The sequence below is a fragment of the Pseudomonas oryzihabitans genome, from assembly GCF_032027545.1.
Classification (GTDB): domain Bacteria; phylum Pseudomonadota; class Gammaproteobacteria; order Pseudomonadales; family Pseudomonadaceae; genus Chryseomonas; species Chryseomonas oryzihabitans_F.
In genome coordinates this window covers 111,019-128,206 of the sequence record NZ_JAVSJB010000013.1, presented here as the reverse complement: position 1 = coordinate 128,206, position 17,188 = coordinate 111,019, and the positions used below count along the sequence as shown (strand labels likewise).

At 62.9% G+C, this 17,188-nt stretch carries 17 protein-coding genes and 2 tRNA genes; 7 read left to right on the top strand and 12 right to left on the bottom strand.

Annotated features, from left to right (window positions below):
• Positions 1-567: 567 nt before the first annotated feature.
• The 5 genes from uvrY to RND78_RS19820 all read left to right on the top strand — a co-directional run bounded on the left by uvrY (position 568) and on the right by RND78_RS19820 (position 3,878).
• Positions 568-1,212 (top strand): UvrY/SirA/GacA family response regulator transcription factor, encoded by a 645-nt coding sequence (gene uvrY, locus RND78_RS19840; protein WP_059228060.1) that lies wholly within the window; start codon positions 568-570, stop codon positions 1,210-1,212.
• A 1-nt stretch (position 1,213) separates the two neighbouring features.
• The gene (gene uvrC, locus RND78_RS19835; protein WP_312731543.1) at positions 1,214-3,040 is read left to right on the top strand and encodes an excinuclease ABC subunit UvrC; all 1,827 of its coding nucleotides are present in this window, start codon (positions 1,214-1,216) and stop codon (positions 3,038-3,040) included.
• Between the two features lie 31 nt (positions 3,041-3,071).
• Positions 3,072-3,632: a CDP-diacylglycerol--glycerol-3-phosphate 3-phosphatidyltransferase gene (gene pgsA / locus RND78_RS19830; RefSeq protein ID WP_312731540.1), complete on the top strand. Its 561-nt coding sequence runs from the start codon at positions 3,072-3,074 to the stop codon at positions 3,630-3,632.
• 60 nt (positions 3,633-3,692) lie between these two features.
• A tRNA-Gly gene (locus RND78_RS19825) sits at positions 3,693-3,768 on the top strand.
• 36 nt (positions 3,769-3,804) lie between these two features.
• Positions 3,805-3,878, top strand: a tRNA-Cys gene (locus RND78_RS19820).
• 456 nt (positions 3,879-4,334) lie between these two features.
• On the opposite strand, the gene RND78_RS19815 is transcribed toward RND78_RS19820, so the two are convergent.
• The 6 genes from RND78_RS19815 to sseA all read right to left on the bottom strand — a co-directional run bounded on the left by RND78_RS19815 (position 4,335) and on the right by sseA (position 9,043).
• A complete protein-coding gene (locus RND78_RS19815) occupies positions 4,335-4,595 on the bottom strand; it encodes a hypothetical protein (protein ID WP_312731537.1) in 261 nt (86 codons plus the stop codon).
• Between the two features lie 126 nt (positions 4,596-4,721).
• Positions 4,722-4,949 (bottom strand): TIGR02450 family Trp-rich protein, encoded by a 228-nt coding sequence (locus tag RND78_RS19810; RefSeq protein ID WP_312731536.1) that lies wholly within the window; start codon positions 4,947-4,949, stop codon positions 4,722-4,724.
• Positions 4,946-5,611, bottom strand: coding sequence for a gamma-glutamylcyclotransferase (locus RND78_RS19805; protein ID WP_312731533.1), 666 nt, complete (start codon positions 5,609-5,611; stop codon positions 4,946-4,948). The genes RND78_RS19810 and RND78_RS19805 overlap by 4 nt, the downstream gene beginning before the upstream one ends.
• Before the next feature lie 204 nt (positions 5,612-5,815).
• On the bottom strand, positions 5,816-7,375 hold the full coding sequence (gene ahpF, locus RND78_RS19800; protein ID WP_312731530.1) for an alkyl hydroperoxide reductase subunit F: 1,560 nt from the start codon (positions 7,373-7,375) through the stop codon (positions 5,816-5,818).
• 83 nt (positions 7,376-7,458) lie between these two features.
• Positions 7,459-8,022, bottom strand: coding sequence for an alkyl hydroperoxide reductase subunit C (ahpC, locus tag RND78_RS19795; RefSeq protein ID WP_007161854.1), 564 nt, complete (start codon positions 8,020-8,022; stop codon positions 7,459-7,461).
• A gap of 169 nt (positions 8,023-8,191) precedes the next feature.
• Positions 8,192-9,043: a 3-mercaptopyruvate sulfurtransferase gene (gene sseA / locus RND78_RS19790; RefSeq protein WP_312731526.1), complete on the bottom strand. Its 852-nt coding sequence runs from the start codon at positions 9,041-9,043 to the stop codon at positions 8,192-8,194.
• A 114-nt stretch (positions 9,044-9,157) separates the two neighbouring features.
• Here sseA and epsC point away from each other — a divergent pair, with 114 nt between their 5' ends.
• Positions 9,158-10,102 (top strand): serine O-acetyltransferase EpsC, encoded by a 945-nt coding sequence (gene epsC / locus RND78_RS19785; RefSeq protein WP_312731524.1) that lies wholly within the window; start codon positions 9,158-9,160, stop codon positions 10,100-10,102.
• On the opposite strand, the gene tcyN is transcribed toward epsC, so the two are convergent.
• The 6 genes from tcyN to RND78_RS19755 form a co-directional block, all read right to left on the bottom strand.
• Entirely contained in the window at positions 10,093-10,860 is a 768-nt protein-coding gene (gene tcyN / locus RND78_RS19780; RefSeq protein WP_312731522.1) for an L-cystine ABC transporter ATP-binding protein TcyN, read from the bottom strand. The two genes, epsC and tcyN, sit on opposite strands and share 10 nt — an antisense overlap.
• Positions 10,857-11,531, bottom strand: a complete 675-nt coding sequence (gene tcyL, locus RND78_RS19775) for a cystine ABC transporter permease (RefSeq protein WP_312731518.1) — start codon at positions 11,529-11,531, stop codon at positions 10,857-10,859. The genes tcyN and tcyL overlap by 4 nt, the downstream gene beginning before the upstream one ends.
• Complete coding sequence (gene tcyJ, locus RND78_RS19770) at positions 11,528-12,325, bottom strand: cystine ABC transporter substrate-binding protein (RefSeq protein WP_312731517.1); 798 nt, start codon at positions 12,323-12,325, stop codon at positions 11,528-11,530. The genes tcyL and tcyJ overlap by 4 nt, the downstream gene beginning before the upstream one ends.
• A 104-nt stretch (positions 12,326-12,429) precedes the next feature.
• Complete coding sequence (locus RND78_RS19765) at positions 12,430-13,422, bottom strand: D-cysteine desulfhydrase (RefSeq protein ID WP_312731514.1); 993 nt, start codon at positions 13,420-13,422, stop codon at positions 12,430-12,432.
• Between the two features lie 118 nt (positions 13,423-13,540).
• Positions 13,541-14,194, bottom strand: a complete 654-nt coding sequence (locus tag RND78_RS19760) for a 7-cyano-7-deazaguanine/7-aminomethyl-7-deazaguanine transporter (RefSeq protein ID WP_312731512.1) — start codon at positions 14,192-14,194, stop codon at positions 13,541-13,543.
• Positions 14,195-14,564: 370 nt separating this feature from the next.
• Positions 14,565-15,704 carry a glutathione-independent formaldehyde dehydrogenase gene (locus RND78_RS19755; RefSeq protein WP_312731509.1) on the bottom strand — a complete coding sequence of 380 codons (1,140 nt, stop codon included), beginning with the start codon at positions 15,702-15,704 and terminating at the stop codon, positions 14,565-14,567.
• Between the two features lie 201 nt (positions 15,705-15,905).
• On the opposite strand from RND78_RS19755, the gene RND78_RS19750 reads away from it, so the two are divergent.
• Positions 15,906-16,943, top strand: a complete 1,038-nt coding sequence (locus RND78_RS19750) for an NADP(H)-dependent aldo-keto reductase (protein ID WP_312731506.1) — start codon at positions 15,906-15,908, stop codon at positions 16,941-16,943.
• Positions 16,944-17,188: the final 245 nt, after the last annotated feature.

The window sequence follows — 17,188 nt, the reverse complement described above, 5'->3', positions numbered from 1 at the left end:
AGCCCGACAGCCCGAGATCGGGCTGCGCGACTGCAGCCTGCCTGAGCACCTGGCGAACGGATTGGCGCGTGGTGATCCGGAGAGCGGGCCGGCCACGGACAGAGCGTATGCCGTGTGAATGGCGATTTCCCTTACTCCCTTGTTCTCACTTCCCTGAAGCTCTGAGGTCGGCCGGGCCCTCTCCCGGCGGGGGAGAGGATCAGAAGCGGTGCGAAGGAGAGACTGGCGAGTTGCCTGCCAAGCAAGGTGCTTCGAGTAGTCCGAATGCAACGCGTGGGCGACAAATCGCTAGCTCCCAGGCAGTGCTTACCGCTGGTAAGCTAGAACATCTCCTTTGCCAGAGAGGCGCTGGATGCGCTTCATTCTTCTGCGTTTTTTCGGTATACAATGACCAGCAGCCTTGGGGCTGAGAAGCAAGGGGTGCGCAGCGTCGTACCCCTTTTTTTTTGCCGTACCAGCAAAATTTACTCTGGGCCCTAGGATCTTATCCTGCGGGCCGGTAAGGTTCCTGGATATTTCGTTTGGGTGAATACGGGCGCTGACAACGTCTGTGAAGAGGATTCGATTTTGATCAAAGTGCTGGTCGTCGACGATCACGATCTTGTCCGTACCGGCATCGTCAGGATGCTGGCGGATGTAGCGGGAATTCAGGTCGTTGGCCAGGCAGACAGCGGGGAAAGCGCACTCAAGCTAGCCCGAGAACTGAATCCTGATGTAGTGCTGATGGACGTCAGGATGCCTGGTATCGGTGGGCTCGAAGCCACCCGCAAGCTTCTACGTAGCCAGCCTGATATGAAGGTCGTCGTCGTTACCGCTTGCGAGGAAGATCCCTTTCCCACCCGCCTCCTGCAGGCTGGTGCGTCTGGCTACCTGACCAAGGGCGCCGACATCGAAGAGATGATCACGGCGATCAAGCAGGCATTCGCCGGTCGCCGCTATATCAGTGCCCAGATCGCTCAGCAACTCGCCTTGAAACCCTTCCAGTCGAAGGCCGAGGCGTCGCCTTTCGATCAGTTATCCGAGCGCGAGATCCAGATCGCCTTGATGATCGCCGGTTGTCAGAAGGTCCAGGTCATATCCGACAAACTTTGCCTGTCGCCCAAGACCGTGAATACCTACCGTTATAGGATCTTCGAGAAATTATCGATTACCAGCGATGTCGAACTGGCCATGTTGGCCGTTCGTCACGGCATGGTAGACGCTACGAGTTGATATGAATTCATCTTTCGATGCTGCAGCTTTTCTAGCCGGCTGCAGCGGGCGTCCCGGTGTTTATCGGATGTTCGACGAGGCTGGTAAGCTGCTTTACGTCGGCAAGGCCAAGAACCTCAAGAACAGGCTTTCCAGCTACTTCAGAAAGACCGGTTTGGCGCCCAAGACGGCTTCGATGGTTTCGAAGATTGCCCAGGTCGAGACGACCATTACCGGCAATGAAACCGAAGCGCTGCTGCTCGAGCAGAACCTCATCAAGCAGTGGCGTCCGCCCTACAATATTTTGCTCCGGGACGATAAGTCCTATCCCTACGTCTATCTTTCGACCGAGGACCAGTATCCTCGGCTCACCATCCATCGTGGTGAGAAAAGAGGGAAGGGGCGTTACTTCGGGCCTTATCCCAGCGCTGGTGCTATTCGCGAAAGTCTCAATCTGCTGCAAAAGGCCTTTCTGGTCAGGCAGTGCGATGACAGCTACTTCCGTAATCGGACTCGTCCCTGCCTGCAGTATCAGATCAAGAGGTGCAAAGGTCCTTGCGTCGCTCTGGTCAGTGAACAGGAATATGCCGAAGACGTTCGCCACTCCGCCATGTTTCTCGAAGGGCGCAGCAATGCCTTGGCTGAAGAGCTGCAGGCCAAGATGGAAAAGGCGTCCATCAATCTGGAGTTCGAGCGAGCGGCGGAGCTACGGGATCAGGTGGCCCTGGTCCGGCGTGTGCAGGATCAGCAGAGCATCGAGGGTGGCAGCGGCGATGTCGATGTCATCGCCGCCCTGGTCAACCCTGGTGGAGCCTGTGTGCACCTGGTCACCGTCCGTGGCGGACGGGTGTTAGGCAGCAAGAACTTCTTCCCGGAGGTGGGTATCGAGGAGGACTCCAGCGAGGTGCTGGCCGCTTTCCTCGAGCAGTACTACCTGGCCTACCTGGAGCGAGACTTGCCCGAAGAGATCATCGTGAATTCGCTTCACGAAGACTTCGCCACCCTGATCGATGCCTTCGCCGAGGTCCACAAGCGCCAGCTGGTCATCACCCACCGCGTGCGAGGTACCAGGGCGCGCTGGCAGCAGTTGGCGGTGACGAATGCGGAGCAGGCGTTGAACACTCGTCTGGCCAATCGTCAGCACATGGGGCTGCGTTTCGATGCCCTGGTGCAGGCCCTCGACCTGCCGGAGCCACCGCAGCGGCTGGAGTGCTTCGATATCAGTCATTCCAGTGGCGAGGCGACGGTGGCGTCCTGCGTGGTCTTCGGACCCGAGGGGCCGCTCAAGTCTGATTACCGACGCTACAATATCGAAGGCGTGACGGCTGGTGATGACTATGCCGCCATGCATCAGGCGCTCACCCGGCGTTTCAGTCGTCTGAAGGCGGGTGAGGGCAAGCTACCGGACATTTTGCTGGTGGACGGTGGTAAGGGGCAGCTGGCCATGGCGCGAGAAGTGCTGCGCGAGCTGGCAGTGCCGGATTTGGTGCTGCTTGGCGTCGCCAAGGGCGTCACCCGCAAGCCCGGTCTCGAGACCCTGTACCTGGACGATCCTTCCAATGAGTTCACCCTGCCGGCGCATTCACCTGCGCTGCACCTCATCCAGCAGATCCGCGATGAAGCGCATCGCTTCGCCATCACCGGGCACCGTGCTCGTCGGGGCAAGGCGCGTAGAACCTCGTCCCTGGAAGAGGTGGCCGGTATAGGTCCCAAGCGCCGGCAGGAGCTGCTGAAACATTTTGGCGGCCTCCGAGAATTGCAGCGTGCAAGTATCGAGGAGATCGCCAAGTCTCCCAGCATCAGCAAAAAGCTGGCCGAGCAGATTTATGCCGCCCTGCACAGCGAGTAGAATCGCCCCACGTTCATCAATAGCCGCGCCAATGAATATCCCAAATCTGCTCACCGTACTGCGCGTCTTCCTCATTCCCCTTTTCGTTGCCCTCTTCTACCTACCGGTGCATTGGAGCTATTGGACGGCCAGTGCCGTCTTCGCGATTGCCTGTGCCACCGATTGGCTGGATGGCTACCTTGCCCGTCGGTTGGGGCAGAGCACGCCCTTCGGTGCCTTTCTCGATCCCGTGGCTGACAAGCTCATCGTGGCGGTAGCCCTGGTATTGCTGGTACAGGAGCACGCCAATGCCTGGTTGACGCTCCCGGCGGTGATCATCGTCGGTCGCGAGATCGTGGTATCGGCGTTGCGCGAGTGGATGGCGGAGCTCGGTGCACGGGCCCAGGTCGCGGTATCCAGCCTGGGTAAATGGAAGACCGCCGCGCAGATGCTGGCCTTGGTCATTTTGCTGGCCAATCCGCCGCAACTGACCTTCTGGGTGATCAGCGGGTACGCTTTGCTCATCGTTGCCGCGGCATTGACGCTTTGGTCCATGTGCACCTATCTGATGGCCGCCTGGCCACACCTGATGAACGCCGAGAAAAAAAAATAAGTTTTTGAATCAATAGGTTGACATACCGGGTGGCTGATATAGAATGGCGCCCGTCACCAAGCGGGAATAGCTCAGTTGGTAGAGCACGACCTTGCCAAGGTCGGGGTCGCGAGTTCGAGTCTCGTTTCCCGCTCCATGTTTTACGTGAGTGTCGCAAGACATTCAGGTTTGAGGCCGGGTGGCAGAGTGGTCATGCAGCGGATTGCAAATCCGTGTACGCCGGTTCGATTCCGACCTCGGCCTCCACTATTGAGAGCCCCGTAGATCCTAGGTCTACGGGGCTTTTCATCATCCAGGGATGTGTGAATACTGGATCAGGTTTTACGAACTCGGCTATGGGCGGGTTCGGTTCTGCCCGAGTGGTGAAACTGGTAGACACAAGGGACTTGAAAATTTGAGCCCTTCAGGGGAAACCTTGAAGGTGACGCCCGTCAAATTCGGCGAACGCCCTGGAAGCTTTCCGAGCCAACGCCGAGCCAAGCCCCCTGGTGGGGAAGGTGTAGAGAGCAGACGGCGGGCACCTAAGGCCTTCGGGCTAGGGTGAAGGCGTGCTCCAGACCACGAACGGAAGCAGTAGGCCGGCGGCGAAAGCCGAAGTGGTAAGAAAATCCCTCGACTTAACGGTCGTGCCGGTTCGATTCCGGCCTCGGGCACCATCCAAAGAAAAAGGCCACTCACGTTCGCGTGAGTGGCCTTTTTCGTTCAGGAGGGGATCGTCCAGTAGGGCGTTTCGTCCGCGTCACGTTCGATGCGGGAACGGCTGTCCATAATGAAGGCCTCGAGCATGGGTGCATCTAGCAGCTCGGTACGGGCGATGGGGCGTTTGAGGACGGATTGACCGCTGCGGGAGAAGACTTCGACGTCGTAGGCGCGCTGATCTCGGGTCGAAATCACGCAGCGCAACGGCTCGAAGCCGCCTTTCAGGGTATTGAAGGCGCTGGCGAGTTCGACATAAAGGGTCATCCGAAAAAGCTTCCTGTTCAAAGATGGCACTGTGACAGCAGTGGCTGCTACAGGGTTTCACCTTTGCAGATGAGTGCTGTCTTATCGCGATGCTAGTCGCAAATTCACAGCCCTGCTTTCGGAGTTTCATTGCCAGCCTTGCAGCCAGCATTCTGCATCCAGCAGCTCGTGCCAGTCCAGCGTCCAGGTACGCCGAGTGAGAACGGCTTGTAGATCTATTCGCTTGATGGGATCGGTATCGACTTCGGGAAGATGCACGCGGGTGACGATGAAGTGCCGCTGGCGTTCACGGGGCTGGGTTGCGGTCCATTTGCTGTTCAGCAGCTTGTGGGGGTTGATGCGTCTTTCACTCATGCCCGGATGGCTTCCAGCAGGGGGGCACGACGATAGCGCTGCAGCAGGGCCTCTAGGTTGCGATCGGGCATGGCGTGGGCCCTGAGCGCTGTAATGGTGCGCTCGACGTACTCCAGAGTGGTGCCGAAATGGCCGCAGGCTTCGGTCAGGACACGGTTGAGGATGTCGTCGGGAAGACTGCCGGCGTAGCAGGGCAGGTTACGCCGGAGGACGAAGCCAAGCGCCTGGACCTTGCTGCCGTCTTCCAAGTGGCAATTGAGCCAGCGCGGGCGATAGGAGCCATCCGGCATCTCGCGTTTCCATAGCGCCAGCAGGTGGTCGTCCAGCTGTTCGTCCGGTAGCTGGTAGGCGAAGCCGGAGCAGGAGCCGCCACGATCCAGGCCCAGTACCAGTCCGGGCTGCTCGGGCGTACCACGGTGCAGCTGTGACCAGAGATAGAGGCCGCGGTGATAGCCATGGACCCGCGCGCGTCGGACCGCGACCGCCGGGCACTCCGGGCGCCAGATCAGGGAGCCGTAGGCGAACAGCCAGACCGGGCCGGGTTGGCGTTGCTCCAGGGTGGCCTCCAGAGAGGCGACCAGTTCCGGATGGGTGAGGGGAGTGGCAGGCGCGAGCTTGGGTGGGTAGGAGTCGAAAACGTGGGAAGAACTCTGACTATGCATAGGGTGCCTGATCCTCAACCGCAAGAGCTGCCGAGTCTGGGGGCTCGGTCATGAGATCCTAACGAAAGTATGCTGGGAACCCATAGACCGTTCATGCCCATCTTTATGACGCTTGGTTAGAGCGCAGCCAGAAGCATGCCAGGGCGGAGAACCGTCGGGCGAAAAAAAGCCCGGCATAGGCCGGGCTTGGTCAACTGTCGAGAATCAGGCGCTGGTGCGGATCAGGTGATCGAAGGCGGCCAGGGAGGCCTTGGCGCCTTCACCCAGGGCGATGATGATCTGTTTGTAGGGCACGGTGGTGACATCGCCAGCGGCGAAGACGCCGGGCAGCGAGGTCTGGCATCGGGCGTCCACTTCGATTTCGCCGCGCGGCGACAGCTCCACGGTACCTTTCAGCCAATCGGTATTGGGCACCAGGCCAATCTGCACGAAGACGCCTTCCAGCTCGATCTGGTGGAACTCGCTGGAGTTGCGGTCCTTGTAGACGAGACCATTGACCTTCTGGCCGTCACCCTTGACTTCGCTGGTGAGGGCGCTGGTGATCACGGTGACGTTGGGCAGGCTGAACAGCTTGCGCTGCAGCACGGCATCGGCGCGCAACTGGCCGTCGTACTCGATCAGGGTGACCTGGGCAACGATGCCTGCGAGATCGATGGCGGCTTCGACGCCCGAGTTACCACCACCGATGACGGCAACGCGCTTGCCCTTGAACAGGGGGCCGTCGCAGTGCGGGCAGTAGGCCACGCCGCGGTTACGGTATTCCTGCTCACCCGGCACGTTCATTTCGCGCCAGCGGGCACCGGTGGCGAGAATCAGCGTCTTGGCCTTGAGCGAGCCGCCGTCAGCGAAGCGAACCTCGTGCAGCCCGCCGGCGTCGTGGGCCGGAATCAGCTGTGAGGCACGCTGCAGGTTCATGATGTCGACTTCGTACTGCTTGACGTGCTCTTCCAGCGCCATGGCGAGTTTCGGGCCTTCGGTCTCCTTGATGGAGATGAAGTTCTCGATGGCCAGGGTGTCCAGCACCTGACCGCCGAAGCGCTCGGCGGCTACGCCGGTACGGATGCCTTTACGCGCGGCGTAGACGGCAGCTGCGGCACCGGCCGGGCCACCACCAATGACCAGGACGTCGAAGGCGTCCTTGGCGTTGAGCTTGTCGGCGGAACGGGCGGCGGCGCCGGTGTCGAGCTTGGCGACGATTTCTTCCAGGCCCATGCGGCCCTGGCCGAAGGGTTCGCCGTTGAGATAGACGCTGGGCACGGCCATGATCTGGCGCCGCTCGACTTCGTCCTGGAACAGGGCACCGTCGACGGCGACGTGCTTGACCCGGGGGTTGAGCACGGCCATGAGGTTCAGGGCCTGGACCACGTCGGGGCAATTCTGGCAGGACAGGGAGAAATAGGTTTCGAACTGGTAGTCGCCGTCGAGCGCCTTGACCTGCTCGATGACGTCCTGGCTGGCCTTGGACGGATGACCGCCGACCTGCAGCAGCGCCAGGACCAGGGAGGTGAATTCGTGACCCATGGGCAGACCGGCGAAGCGCAGGTCGATGTTCTGGCCGGGGGTGAGCAGGGCGAAGGAGGGACGGCGGGCATCGCTGCCGTCGGTGCTGAGGCTGACCTGGTCGGACAGACCGGCGATGTCCTGCAGCAGGCTGAGCATTTCACGGGACTTCGCGCCATCGTCGAGGGACGCGACGATCTCGATGGGGCGCGTGACGCGTTCGAGGTAGGTCTTGAGCTGGGCTTTCAGGTTGGCGTCCAACATGGCGACGTGGCTTCCGTAAAAAATGGGCAAAAAAAGAGCGCGCGGGCAAGGCGCCCGGGCGCTCGGGCTAGATCAGGCGGGCGTTAGATCTTGCCGACCAGGTCCAGCGAGGGGGTCAGGGTCGCTTCGCCTTCTTTCCACTTGGCGGGGCAGACTTCGCCCGGGTGGTTGGCGACGTACTGAGCGGCGCGGACCTTGCGCAGTAGCTCGCTGGCGTCACGGCCGATGCCGTTGTCATGGATTTCGCACAGCTTGATCTGGCCTTCCGGGTTGATCAGGAAGGTGCCACGCAGGGCCAGGCCTTCTTCTTCGATCAGCACTTCGAAGTTACGCGCCAGGCGGGCAGTGGGGTCGCCGACCAGCGGGTAGTTGACCTTCTTGATGGCTTCGGAGGTGTCGTGCCAGGCCTTGTGAGCGAAGTGGGTGTCGCAGGACACGCCGTAGATCTCGACGCCCAGCTTCTGGAACTCGGGGTACAGGTCAGCAAGGTCTTCCAGCTCGGTGGGGCACACGAAGGTGAAGTCAGCCGGGTAGAACACGATGGCGGACCATTTGCCCTTCAGATCGGCCTCGGTCACCTGGACGAATTTGCCATTGTGGTAGGCAGTCGCGGTGAAAGGCTTCACTTCGGTGTTGATCAGGGACATTGATGACTCCTTGAGGGTTGGAAGGTAAGGGTTGAAATTGATAGGACGCATACTAATCGCCTTTTGACGATTTGCCTCATTGTTAAAGGCGATGCCGGCGATTGGGCGTCTCTATCGGATACTACAGCCGTTATTGCAAATCAGTGACTTAGGGGCTGCTGGGCCTATTTTAGTCCTGACCTAGGGCCTTGGTCGTGTTGGGATGCTGGCCCCACTCGCTCCAGGAGCCGTCGTAGAGTCTGCCATCCGGCAAGCCGGCGACGTTGAGCGCCAGCAATAGCACCGCTGCCGTGACGCCGCTGCCGCAACTGGCGATGACCGGATGGAGGCCATCGACGCCGAGGGCCTGGAAGCGCTGGCGCAGCTCCTGCGGTGGCAGCAGAGTGCCGTCGGCGTTCAGCAGGCTGTCGTAGGGCAGATTGAGGCTGCCGGGCATATGCCCCGAAGCGACGCCCGGACGGGGCTCGGCGACTTCGCCGGCGAAGCGCTTGGCGCCGCGGGCATCGAGCACCTGGGTCTGGCCGACGCTGAGGGCGGTCTGGACGTCGCCCAATCCGCAGAGCAGGCGGTAGTTCAGGGCGGTGGGGTACGCCGGCTGGGGTTGGGCGTGGTTCTCGCCGGCTTCGAGCGGCAGGCCCAGGTTGCGCCAGAGCGGCAGACCGCCGTCGAGCACGGCGATGCGCTCGTGACCGAACAGGCGGAATAGCCACCAGGCCCTGGCCGCGGAGAACAGGCCTTTCTGATCGTAGGCGACGATGAAGGTATCCGGGGTGACCCCCAGCTCGCCGGCGAGGCGAGCGAAGCGACCGACACTGGGCACCATGTGCGGCAACGAGGTATCCGGGTCGGAGAAGTGTTCGATATCGAAGCGCAGGGCGCCGGGCAGATGCTGTTGCCGATAGATTTCATCGGCGACCTGGGGCTCGTTGGGCAGGTAGAGGCTGGCATCGAGGATCATGAGGTCCGTACGGCCCAGTTGTTCCTGCAGCCAGGTGGCGGTGACCAGGGGGGAGGCGAGCATGGGGCGCTCCTTGGTTGGCGAGGGGTGACAGCTTACCGCGCGTTGGGCGGCGTGGGCTGTCAGGGATGACCGGATACTTTATCCTCGGCAGTCTGGCAATTGGATAGATGACTCATGAACGAATTTAACGGGCAATCCACCGGTGGCAATGATTGGCAGCTGGGTCGCATCGTCGACGAACTGCATGCCGCCCGTAGTCAGTGGCGCGAAACGCACGGGCGCTTCCGCGAATTCAGTGGCCGCGAGCTACCTTCCCGCAGCGTGATGGCGACGGTGATCGAGTCCCTCAGCGGCGCGCTCTTTCCCTTGCGCCTCGGCCCGGATCAGCTGCGGCAGGAGAGCGAGGACTTCTACGTGGGCTTCGAGCTGGAGCGGGCGCTGAACGCCCTGATGATCCAGGCGAAGCTGGAGCTCGACTATTTCGCCAAGCAGCGGGGCGAGAACGGCGCCAATCGCACGGATGAGGCCCGGCGTCTGGTCCAGGCCTTCGCCCTGGCCTTGCCGGATCTACGCCGATTGCTCGATACCGATGTCATCGCCGCCTACCAGGGCGACCCGGCGGCGCGCAGCGTGGACGAGGTGTTGCTGTGCTATCCCGGCATCTACGCGATGATCCATCATCGCATCGCTCATCACTTCTATAGCAGCGGCTTGCCGCTGCTGGCGCGGATGGTCAGCGAGCGGGCGCATTCGGCGACGGGCATCGACATCCACCCCGGCGCCCAGATCGGTGAGGGGTTCTTCATCGATCATGGTACGGGCGTGGTGATCGGCGAGACCTGCATCATCGGTGACCGGGTGCGCATCTATCAGGCCGTTACCCTCGGCGCCAAGCGCTTCCCGGCGGACGCCGATGGCAGCCTCAAGAAGGGGCATCCGCGGCATCCCATCGTCGAGGACGATGTGGTGATCTATGCGGGGGCGACCATCCTCGGCCGCATCACCATCGGCCAGGGTTCGACCATCGGCGGTAACGTCTGGCTGACCCATGGGGTGCCGGCCAACAGCAACGTGAGTCAGGCCAGCCTGCAGGGCTGCGCCGGCTTGGCTCAGGAGTAGTCGGCAGCAGCCTGGTCACGCACGAACTTGGCGAGAAAGCGCCGGGTTCGTTCCTCGCGAGGTTGGTTGAAGACCTCGGCCGCGCTGCCTTGCTCGACGATGCGCCCGCCGTCCATGAACAGCACACGGTGGGCGACGTCGCGGGCGAAGGCCATTTCGTGGGTGACGATGAGCAGGGTACGCCCCTCTCGTGCCAGGGCGCGGATGGTCTCCAGCACCTCGCCCACCCGTTCCGGGTCGAGCGCCGACGTGGGTTCGTCGAAGAGGATCGCCTGGGGGCGCATGGCCAGCGCCCGGGCGATGGCGACCCGCTGCTGCTGACCGCCCGAGAGCTGACCTGGATAGGTGTCGGCCTTGTCCGCCAGGCCGACCTTGGCCAGGAGTTCGCGGCCATGGGCGAGGGCCGCGTCGCGGCTCTGCCCTTGGACGATGATCGGCCCCTCGATGACGTTCTCCAGCGCGGTGCGATGGGGAAACAGATTGAAGTTCTGGAAGACGAAACCGACGCTTTGGCGCAGCCGACGAATCGCCGCCTGCTGGGCTCTCAGGGGGCGCGCCGCATCGATGCTCAGATCGCCTACGTGGATGGTGCCGGCGTCGGGTGTCTCTAGCAGATTCAGGCAGCGTAGCAGGGTGGTCTTGCCCGAGCCGCTGGGGCCGATGATGGCGACCACCTCGCCCTGGGCCACGCTGAGGTCGATGCCCTGCAGCACGGCCTGCTGCCGGAATGACTTGAACAGCCCCTGCACTTCGATCATGACTGACCCCGTTCGTTGATGTGGCGACCGTAGTGCCGTTCCAGGCGGTTCTGCAGCGTGGACAGCAGGCTGGCCAGCACCCAATAGAGCAGCGCGGCAGCCAGATAGAGGCTGAAGATCTCGAAGGTGCGAGCGGTGATCAACTGGGCCTGACGGAACAGTTCCGGTACCTGGATGGTGGCCGCCAGGGAGGTGTCCTTCACCAGGGAGATGAAGCTGTTGCCCAGCGGTGGCAGGGCGATGCGCAGGGCCTGGGGCAGGATGGCGCGTCTCAGGGTCTGCAGCGGCGTCATGCCGATGCTGGCGGCGGCCTCCCACTGGCCACGATCGATGGCGCCGATGGCGGCGCGGATGATCTCCGCGGTGTAGGCGGCCATGTTCAGCGAAAAGCCGATCAGCGCCGCGGGTAGCGGATCGAGCTGCAGGCCGAGCTCGGGCAGCCCGTAGTAGATGACGAACAGTTGCACCAGCAGCGGTGTGCCACGGAAGAACGAGATGTACAGCCGCGCGACGCTGCGCAGCAGCAGATTGGCGGAGCGTCGCAGCAGGGCCAGGCCAAAGCCGAGCAGCAGCCCGAAGAACATGCCGCCGAGGCTCAGGACCACCGTCCAGATCGCGCCCTTCAGCAGGAAGGGCAGCGAATCGAGCAGGAGCTGCAGCGTGTCGCTCATTGGGTGACGTCAGCCTTGAACCACTTCTCGGAGATCTTGGCCAGGGTGCCATCGGCGCGCAGCTTGGCGATCGCCTGGTCGACCGCGGCGTGGAATTCCGGATCACCCTTGCGTTCGGCGATGCCCGACTCCTGACGGCTGAAGGGCTCGCCGGCCAGGGCCAGGCGGTCCTTGGTCTTGGACAGCAATTCCAGGGCGGCCAGGCGGTCGACGAGGATGGCATCGATGCGGCCTACGCGCAGGTCCTGGTACTTGGTGGGATCGTCTTCGTAGGTGCGGACGTCCGCCTGGGGCACGTTCTGGCGTAGCCATTGCTCGTAGTTGGTACCCAGGCCGACGCCGACCTTCTTGCCGGCGAGATCGGCGGCGGTCTTGATGGTGTTGGCGTCGTCCTTGCGCACCAGGGCCTGGATGCCGGACACGGTGTAGGGCGTGGAGAAGTCGTATTTTTTCTTGCGCTCTTCGCTGATGGTCACCTGGTTGATCACCACATCCAGGCGGCGGGACTCAAGAGCAGCCAGCAGACCATCCCACTTGCCGGGCTCGATCTTGGCTTTCACCCCCAGCTCCTTGGCCAGCGCCTTGGCGAAGTCCACCTCGAAGCCGGCCAGCTGGCCCTGCTCGTCCTGGAAGCTGAAGGGCGGGTAGGTGCCCTCCAGGCCGACGACCAATTCACCGCGTTGCTTGACGGTCTGCAACAGGTCTTCCGCCTGGGCGGTGGCCTGATGGGCCAGGCCCAGGGCGAGCAGCAGGGCAGCGCTGCGGAATAGACGGTGGGAGAGGGGTTTGCGCATGGAAAGGGTCCTTGTAGGTATGAGCGGCCGCACTATGCCAGAGTCTAATGAGACAACCTTAGTGCAAAAACGACTGACGACATGCCAAGTTCCCAGATCGCGCTTCACGCGAGCCAGTGTTGGTAGGCGAAGGTGCCTGGTGCCCCGCCGGTATGGACGAAAACCAGGGGGCCGGGTGGCAGCTCCTCGCAGGCGACCAGGTCCAGCAGGCCGGCCATGGCCTTGCCGGTGTAGACGGGGTCCAGCACCAGTCCCTCCAGACGCCCAAGGCGCCGAATGGCCGCCAGGGTGCCGGGGTTGGGTTCACCGTAGCGGGGGCCTTGGTAGCCGTCGCGTAGCCGGGGCGCTACCGCAGGATCGGCAAGGCCTAGCAGCTCGGCGAGTTGCCGTCTGAGCAAGGCGACTTTTGGTAACTGCTCCTGGACGGTGCGGGACACGGTGATGCCGAGCACTGGGATAGCGGGGCGCAGCTGATTGAAGGCCAGATCCAGACCGGCCTGGGTCCCGGCACTGCCGGAGGCGACGATGATGGTAGCCGGCTGCAACGCCAGGGCGTCGAGCTGGTCGGCCAGTTCCAGACCCGCGCGGACGTAACCAAGGGCGCCCAGGGCATTGGAGCCGCCCACGGGAATCACCTTGGGCGTACGACCCAGTTGGCGCAGGCGTTGGGCCTCGGCTTGCAGCTGGTGCTGCGGATCGTCGAGGGCGGCCACCAGTCTGATGTCGGCGCCAAAGAGGTCGAGCAACAGGCGATTGCCACCTTGGAGATAACCCTCATCCTGGGTGGCAAGGGGATTTTCCAGGAGGGCGACGCAGGCCAGCCCTTGCTGGGCGGCGACCGCGGCGGTCTGGCGAACATGGTTGGACTGGATGGCGCCGGCGGTCACCAGGGTGTCGGCGCCTTCGGCCAGGGCTTCGGCGACGAGGTATTCGAGCTTGCGCACCTTGTTACCACCGAGGGCCAGGCTGGTGGTGTCGTCGCGCTTGCAGTAGACCGCTCGCCCCAATTCGGCCGACAACCGCGGCAGGAAGTCCAGCGCGGTGGCGGAGGGCTGCAATTCCAGGCGAGGAAAGCGGGCGAGGGCGGTGGTGAGCATGATGAGACCTGGTTGAGTTAGCGACGCTTTACTCTAGGCCTGGGTTCTGGACGAAAAGTGCCGGTGCTCGACGACTTTTCGTATACGAACCAGGGCGCGGCGGCCAGCCATTGCGGACTCAGGCCAGGTCTGGACGACGCGCCAGCGCCTCGGGCAGCAGGGACCGTAGCAACATGCCGTAGAGCGGTACGAAGAGGATCAGGCTTACCGTCAGCTTCACGCCGTAGTCGACCAGGGCGATTTCCGGCCAATGGGCGGCCATGAAGGGATTGTCGCTGCGCCAGAAGGCGACGGAAAAGAAGGCGAGGGTGTCGAGGGCATTGCCGAACAGGGTCGAGACGGTGGGTGCCAGCCACCAGTGGCGCGAGCGGCGCAGGCGGTCGAATACCTGGATATCGAGCAGTTGGCCCAGCACATAGGCACAGAAGCTGGCCAGCGAGATGCGCAGGACGAAAACGTTGATCGCCGCCAATGCCGCCCAGCCCTGGAATTGGCCGTCCTGGAACAGCACGGAGACGACATAGGACACCAGCAGCGCCGGAAGCATCACCCGGGCGATGACCTGGCGTGCCGCAGCCTTGCCCATGACCCGGACGGTAAGGTCGGTGGCGAGAAAGATGAAGGGGAAGCTGAAGGCGCCCCAGGTGGTGTGCCAGCCGAATAGTTGCAGTGGCAACTGCACCAGATAGTTGCTGGCGATGATGATCAGGACGTGGAAAGCAACCAGCGCGGCGACCGTCGTGCGGCGCGCGGAGTCGAGACGTTTTAGCATGAGCGGGCCTTTTTGAAAGTGCCTGGGGTGAGGGAACCCAGGCCCCGGAATTCGGGGCGGCGCCATCCTAGCCTAAGAGCCTGTTTAAAGTCTGCTGCACGTCGGCCAACGGCGTTGAAAATGGCCTGGAAGGCCAGCCCCACCTAGGCGGCCCCGTCGCAATGCTCATTTATCACTCGTAAACCCGAGCGCGGGTCCGATCCGCTTCCTCAGCTATCTTCGTGGGGCCCCCTAGGCCTTGTTTGTCTCTAGCTCGCGAGACTTTGAAGAGGCTTTAAACACGGCGCCTATCACCAGCGAACGGCTGCTGGGCCACGATAATAGGTGGGAGCGGCTCATCCTGGAGCGCTCCCGGCGAGAGTGAAGAGGCTCAGGCGGCCGGCTTGAGTACTACCTTGGTCCAGCCCTCGTCCCGTGCATCGAAATGGCGATAGGCTTCTGGCGCCTCGGCCAGGCTCAGGCGATGGGAAATGATCTGCGAGGGTCGCGCCTTGCCCGCATGGATCAGCCGCGCCAGCTCGCGGTTATAGTTCTTGACGTTGGCCTGGCCGGTGCGGATCTGCTGGCCCTTGAACCAGAAGTTACCGAAGTCGAAGGCCATCTTGCCCTGCTTGGCCAGGTCGTTCTGGCCGCCTGGGTCCTGGGGCACGAATACCCCGACCACGCCGATACCGCCGGTGGCGCGTGTCGAGGCCACCAGGTTGTTCATGGTGAGGTGATTGACTTCGTGCCCATGGTGATCACAGCACTGATAACCGACGCACTCGCACCCACGATCGGTACCGCGCCCGTGGGTGAGGTTGAGCAGTTGCTCCACGGCATCGCCTTCCTTGGCGTGAATGGCCTTGGCGCCGAGTTTTTCCGCCAGCGCCAGGCGATCCGGTTGATCGTCGACCACATAGACCTCGGAGGCGCCACGGATCATGGCGGAGTGGGCGGCCATGAGGCCGACCGGGCCCGCGCCATAGATGGCGATGGATTCCCCCGGGCGCAGGCCGGCCAGCTCGGTGGCATGCCAGCCGGTGGGAAAGATGTCGGACAGCATCACGTAGTCGTCTTCGCGCTCCGCAGCGTCCTCGGGCAGTACCAGGCAGTTGAAGTCGGCATAGGGCACCCGCAGCAACTCCGCCTGGCCGCCCTGGTAGGGGCCCATGTCGGCGAAGCCGTAGGCCGCACCGGCGACGCCCGGGTTGGCGGTGAGGCAGAAGCCGGTCAGCCCGCGCTCGCAGTTCTCGCAGAAACCGCAGCCGATGTTGAAGGGCAGGCAAACCCGGTCGCCGACCTTGATGCGATCGACGCCGAGGCCGACCTCGACCACCTCGCCGAGATTCTCGTGGCCGAAGACCCGGCCACTTTCAAAGCTGGTGCGGCCTTCGTACATGTGCAGGTCGGAACCGCAGATGTTGGTGGTGGTGATCCTGACGAGGACGTCGGTGGGTTTTTCGATGCGGGGGTCCGCGACGTTCTTGACCGCGACGTCGCGTGGGCCCTGATAAACCACAGCTTTCATGATGTCACTCCGGAGTGCCGCGCCGGTCCTCTACGGGCACCCGCCTGGGTAGGTTGAGGTCATCCGTGGGCGAAGCGGCCATGGCCGTTGCACCAAGGGGAGGGCAACCCGATTCAGGGGGTAGTTCAAATTGTCTGACGAGTTGGGCTTCGCTTGGAAGTCCTGCTAACGTTGCGGTTTCGACCGCGAAAGAGGCTTGCCATGCACTATCGATCCCTGGGCCGAACCGAGCTGAAGGTGAGCGCCATTTCCCTGGGCACCATGACCTGGGGCGAGCAGAACACCGAGGCAGAAGCCTTCGAACAGATCCGGGTTGCCAAGGCGGCCGGCGTCAATCTGCTGGATACCGCCGAGATGTATCCGGTACCGCCGCGCGCCGAGACCTATACCCGCACCGAGACCATCATCGGCAACTATTTTCGCCAGCACGGCGAGCGAGCCGACTGGGTCCTGGCGAGCAAGGCGGCCGGCCCCGGCCGTGACATGGACTACATCCGCAATGGCGGCCTGGCGTTCACCAAGGCCAATCTCACGGCCGCCCTCGATGCCAGCCTCAAGCGCCTGAACACCGATTACCTTGATTTGTACCAGCTGCACTGGCCAGATCGCCGCACCAACTTCTTCGGTCAACTGGGCTATGAGCATACCGATGCCGCCTTCACGCCCTTCGAGGAGACGCTGGAAGCCCTGGACGGTTTCGTCCGGGTGGGCAAGGTGCGTCATGTCGGGCTCTCCAATGAAACGCCCTGGGGCGTGCAGCAGTTCCTGCACCTGAGCGAGACGCGCGGCTGGCCGCGGGTGGTCTCGATCCAGAATCCCTACAACCTGCTCAATCGCAGCTTCGAGGTGGGCCTGGCCGAGCAGGCCATACGCGAGCAGGTCGGGTTGCTGGCCTATTCGCCGCTGGCCTTCGGCGTGCTGGCGGGCAAGTATCTGGACGGGGCACGACCTGCGGGGGCCCGCCTGACGCTGTTCGAGCGCTTCCAGCGCTATAGCAATCCGCAGGCGCAGCGCGCTGCCCAGGCCTATGTCGAACTGGCTCGCGAGCGCGGTCTGGACCCGGCGCAGATGGCCCTGGCCTTCGTCACCAACCGGCCGTTCGTGACCAGCAACATCATCGGCGCCACCTCGCTCGCCCAGCTGGAAAGCAATCTGGCGAGCAGCGAGCTGGAGCTGGATGCCGAGACCCTGAAGGCCATCGAGGCCATCCACGTTTCCCAGCCGAATCCGGCGCCCTGACTGAGGGAGTGCGCCTGACTGCCTGACACCGGCGGCGCTTTTGCCGCGGGCGTCGGGCTGCATCGGGATGTCGCGGTCGGTGGGTGGCGGGGGCGGTGCCTTGGCGTGGCCCGTTTCAGTCCTTGTCTCCCTCGACCGTGGCGCGGCCTGCACCGAGGCCGCTCCGCTCTCCCTGATAGTGCAGCGTTGCCAGTTGTGCTGACCGCTACGCCTATTAAACATCTGCAATCGTCGTTCTAAGGTGG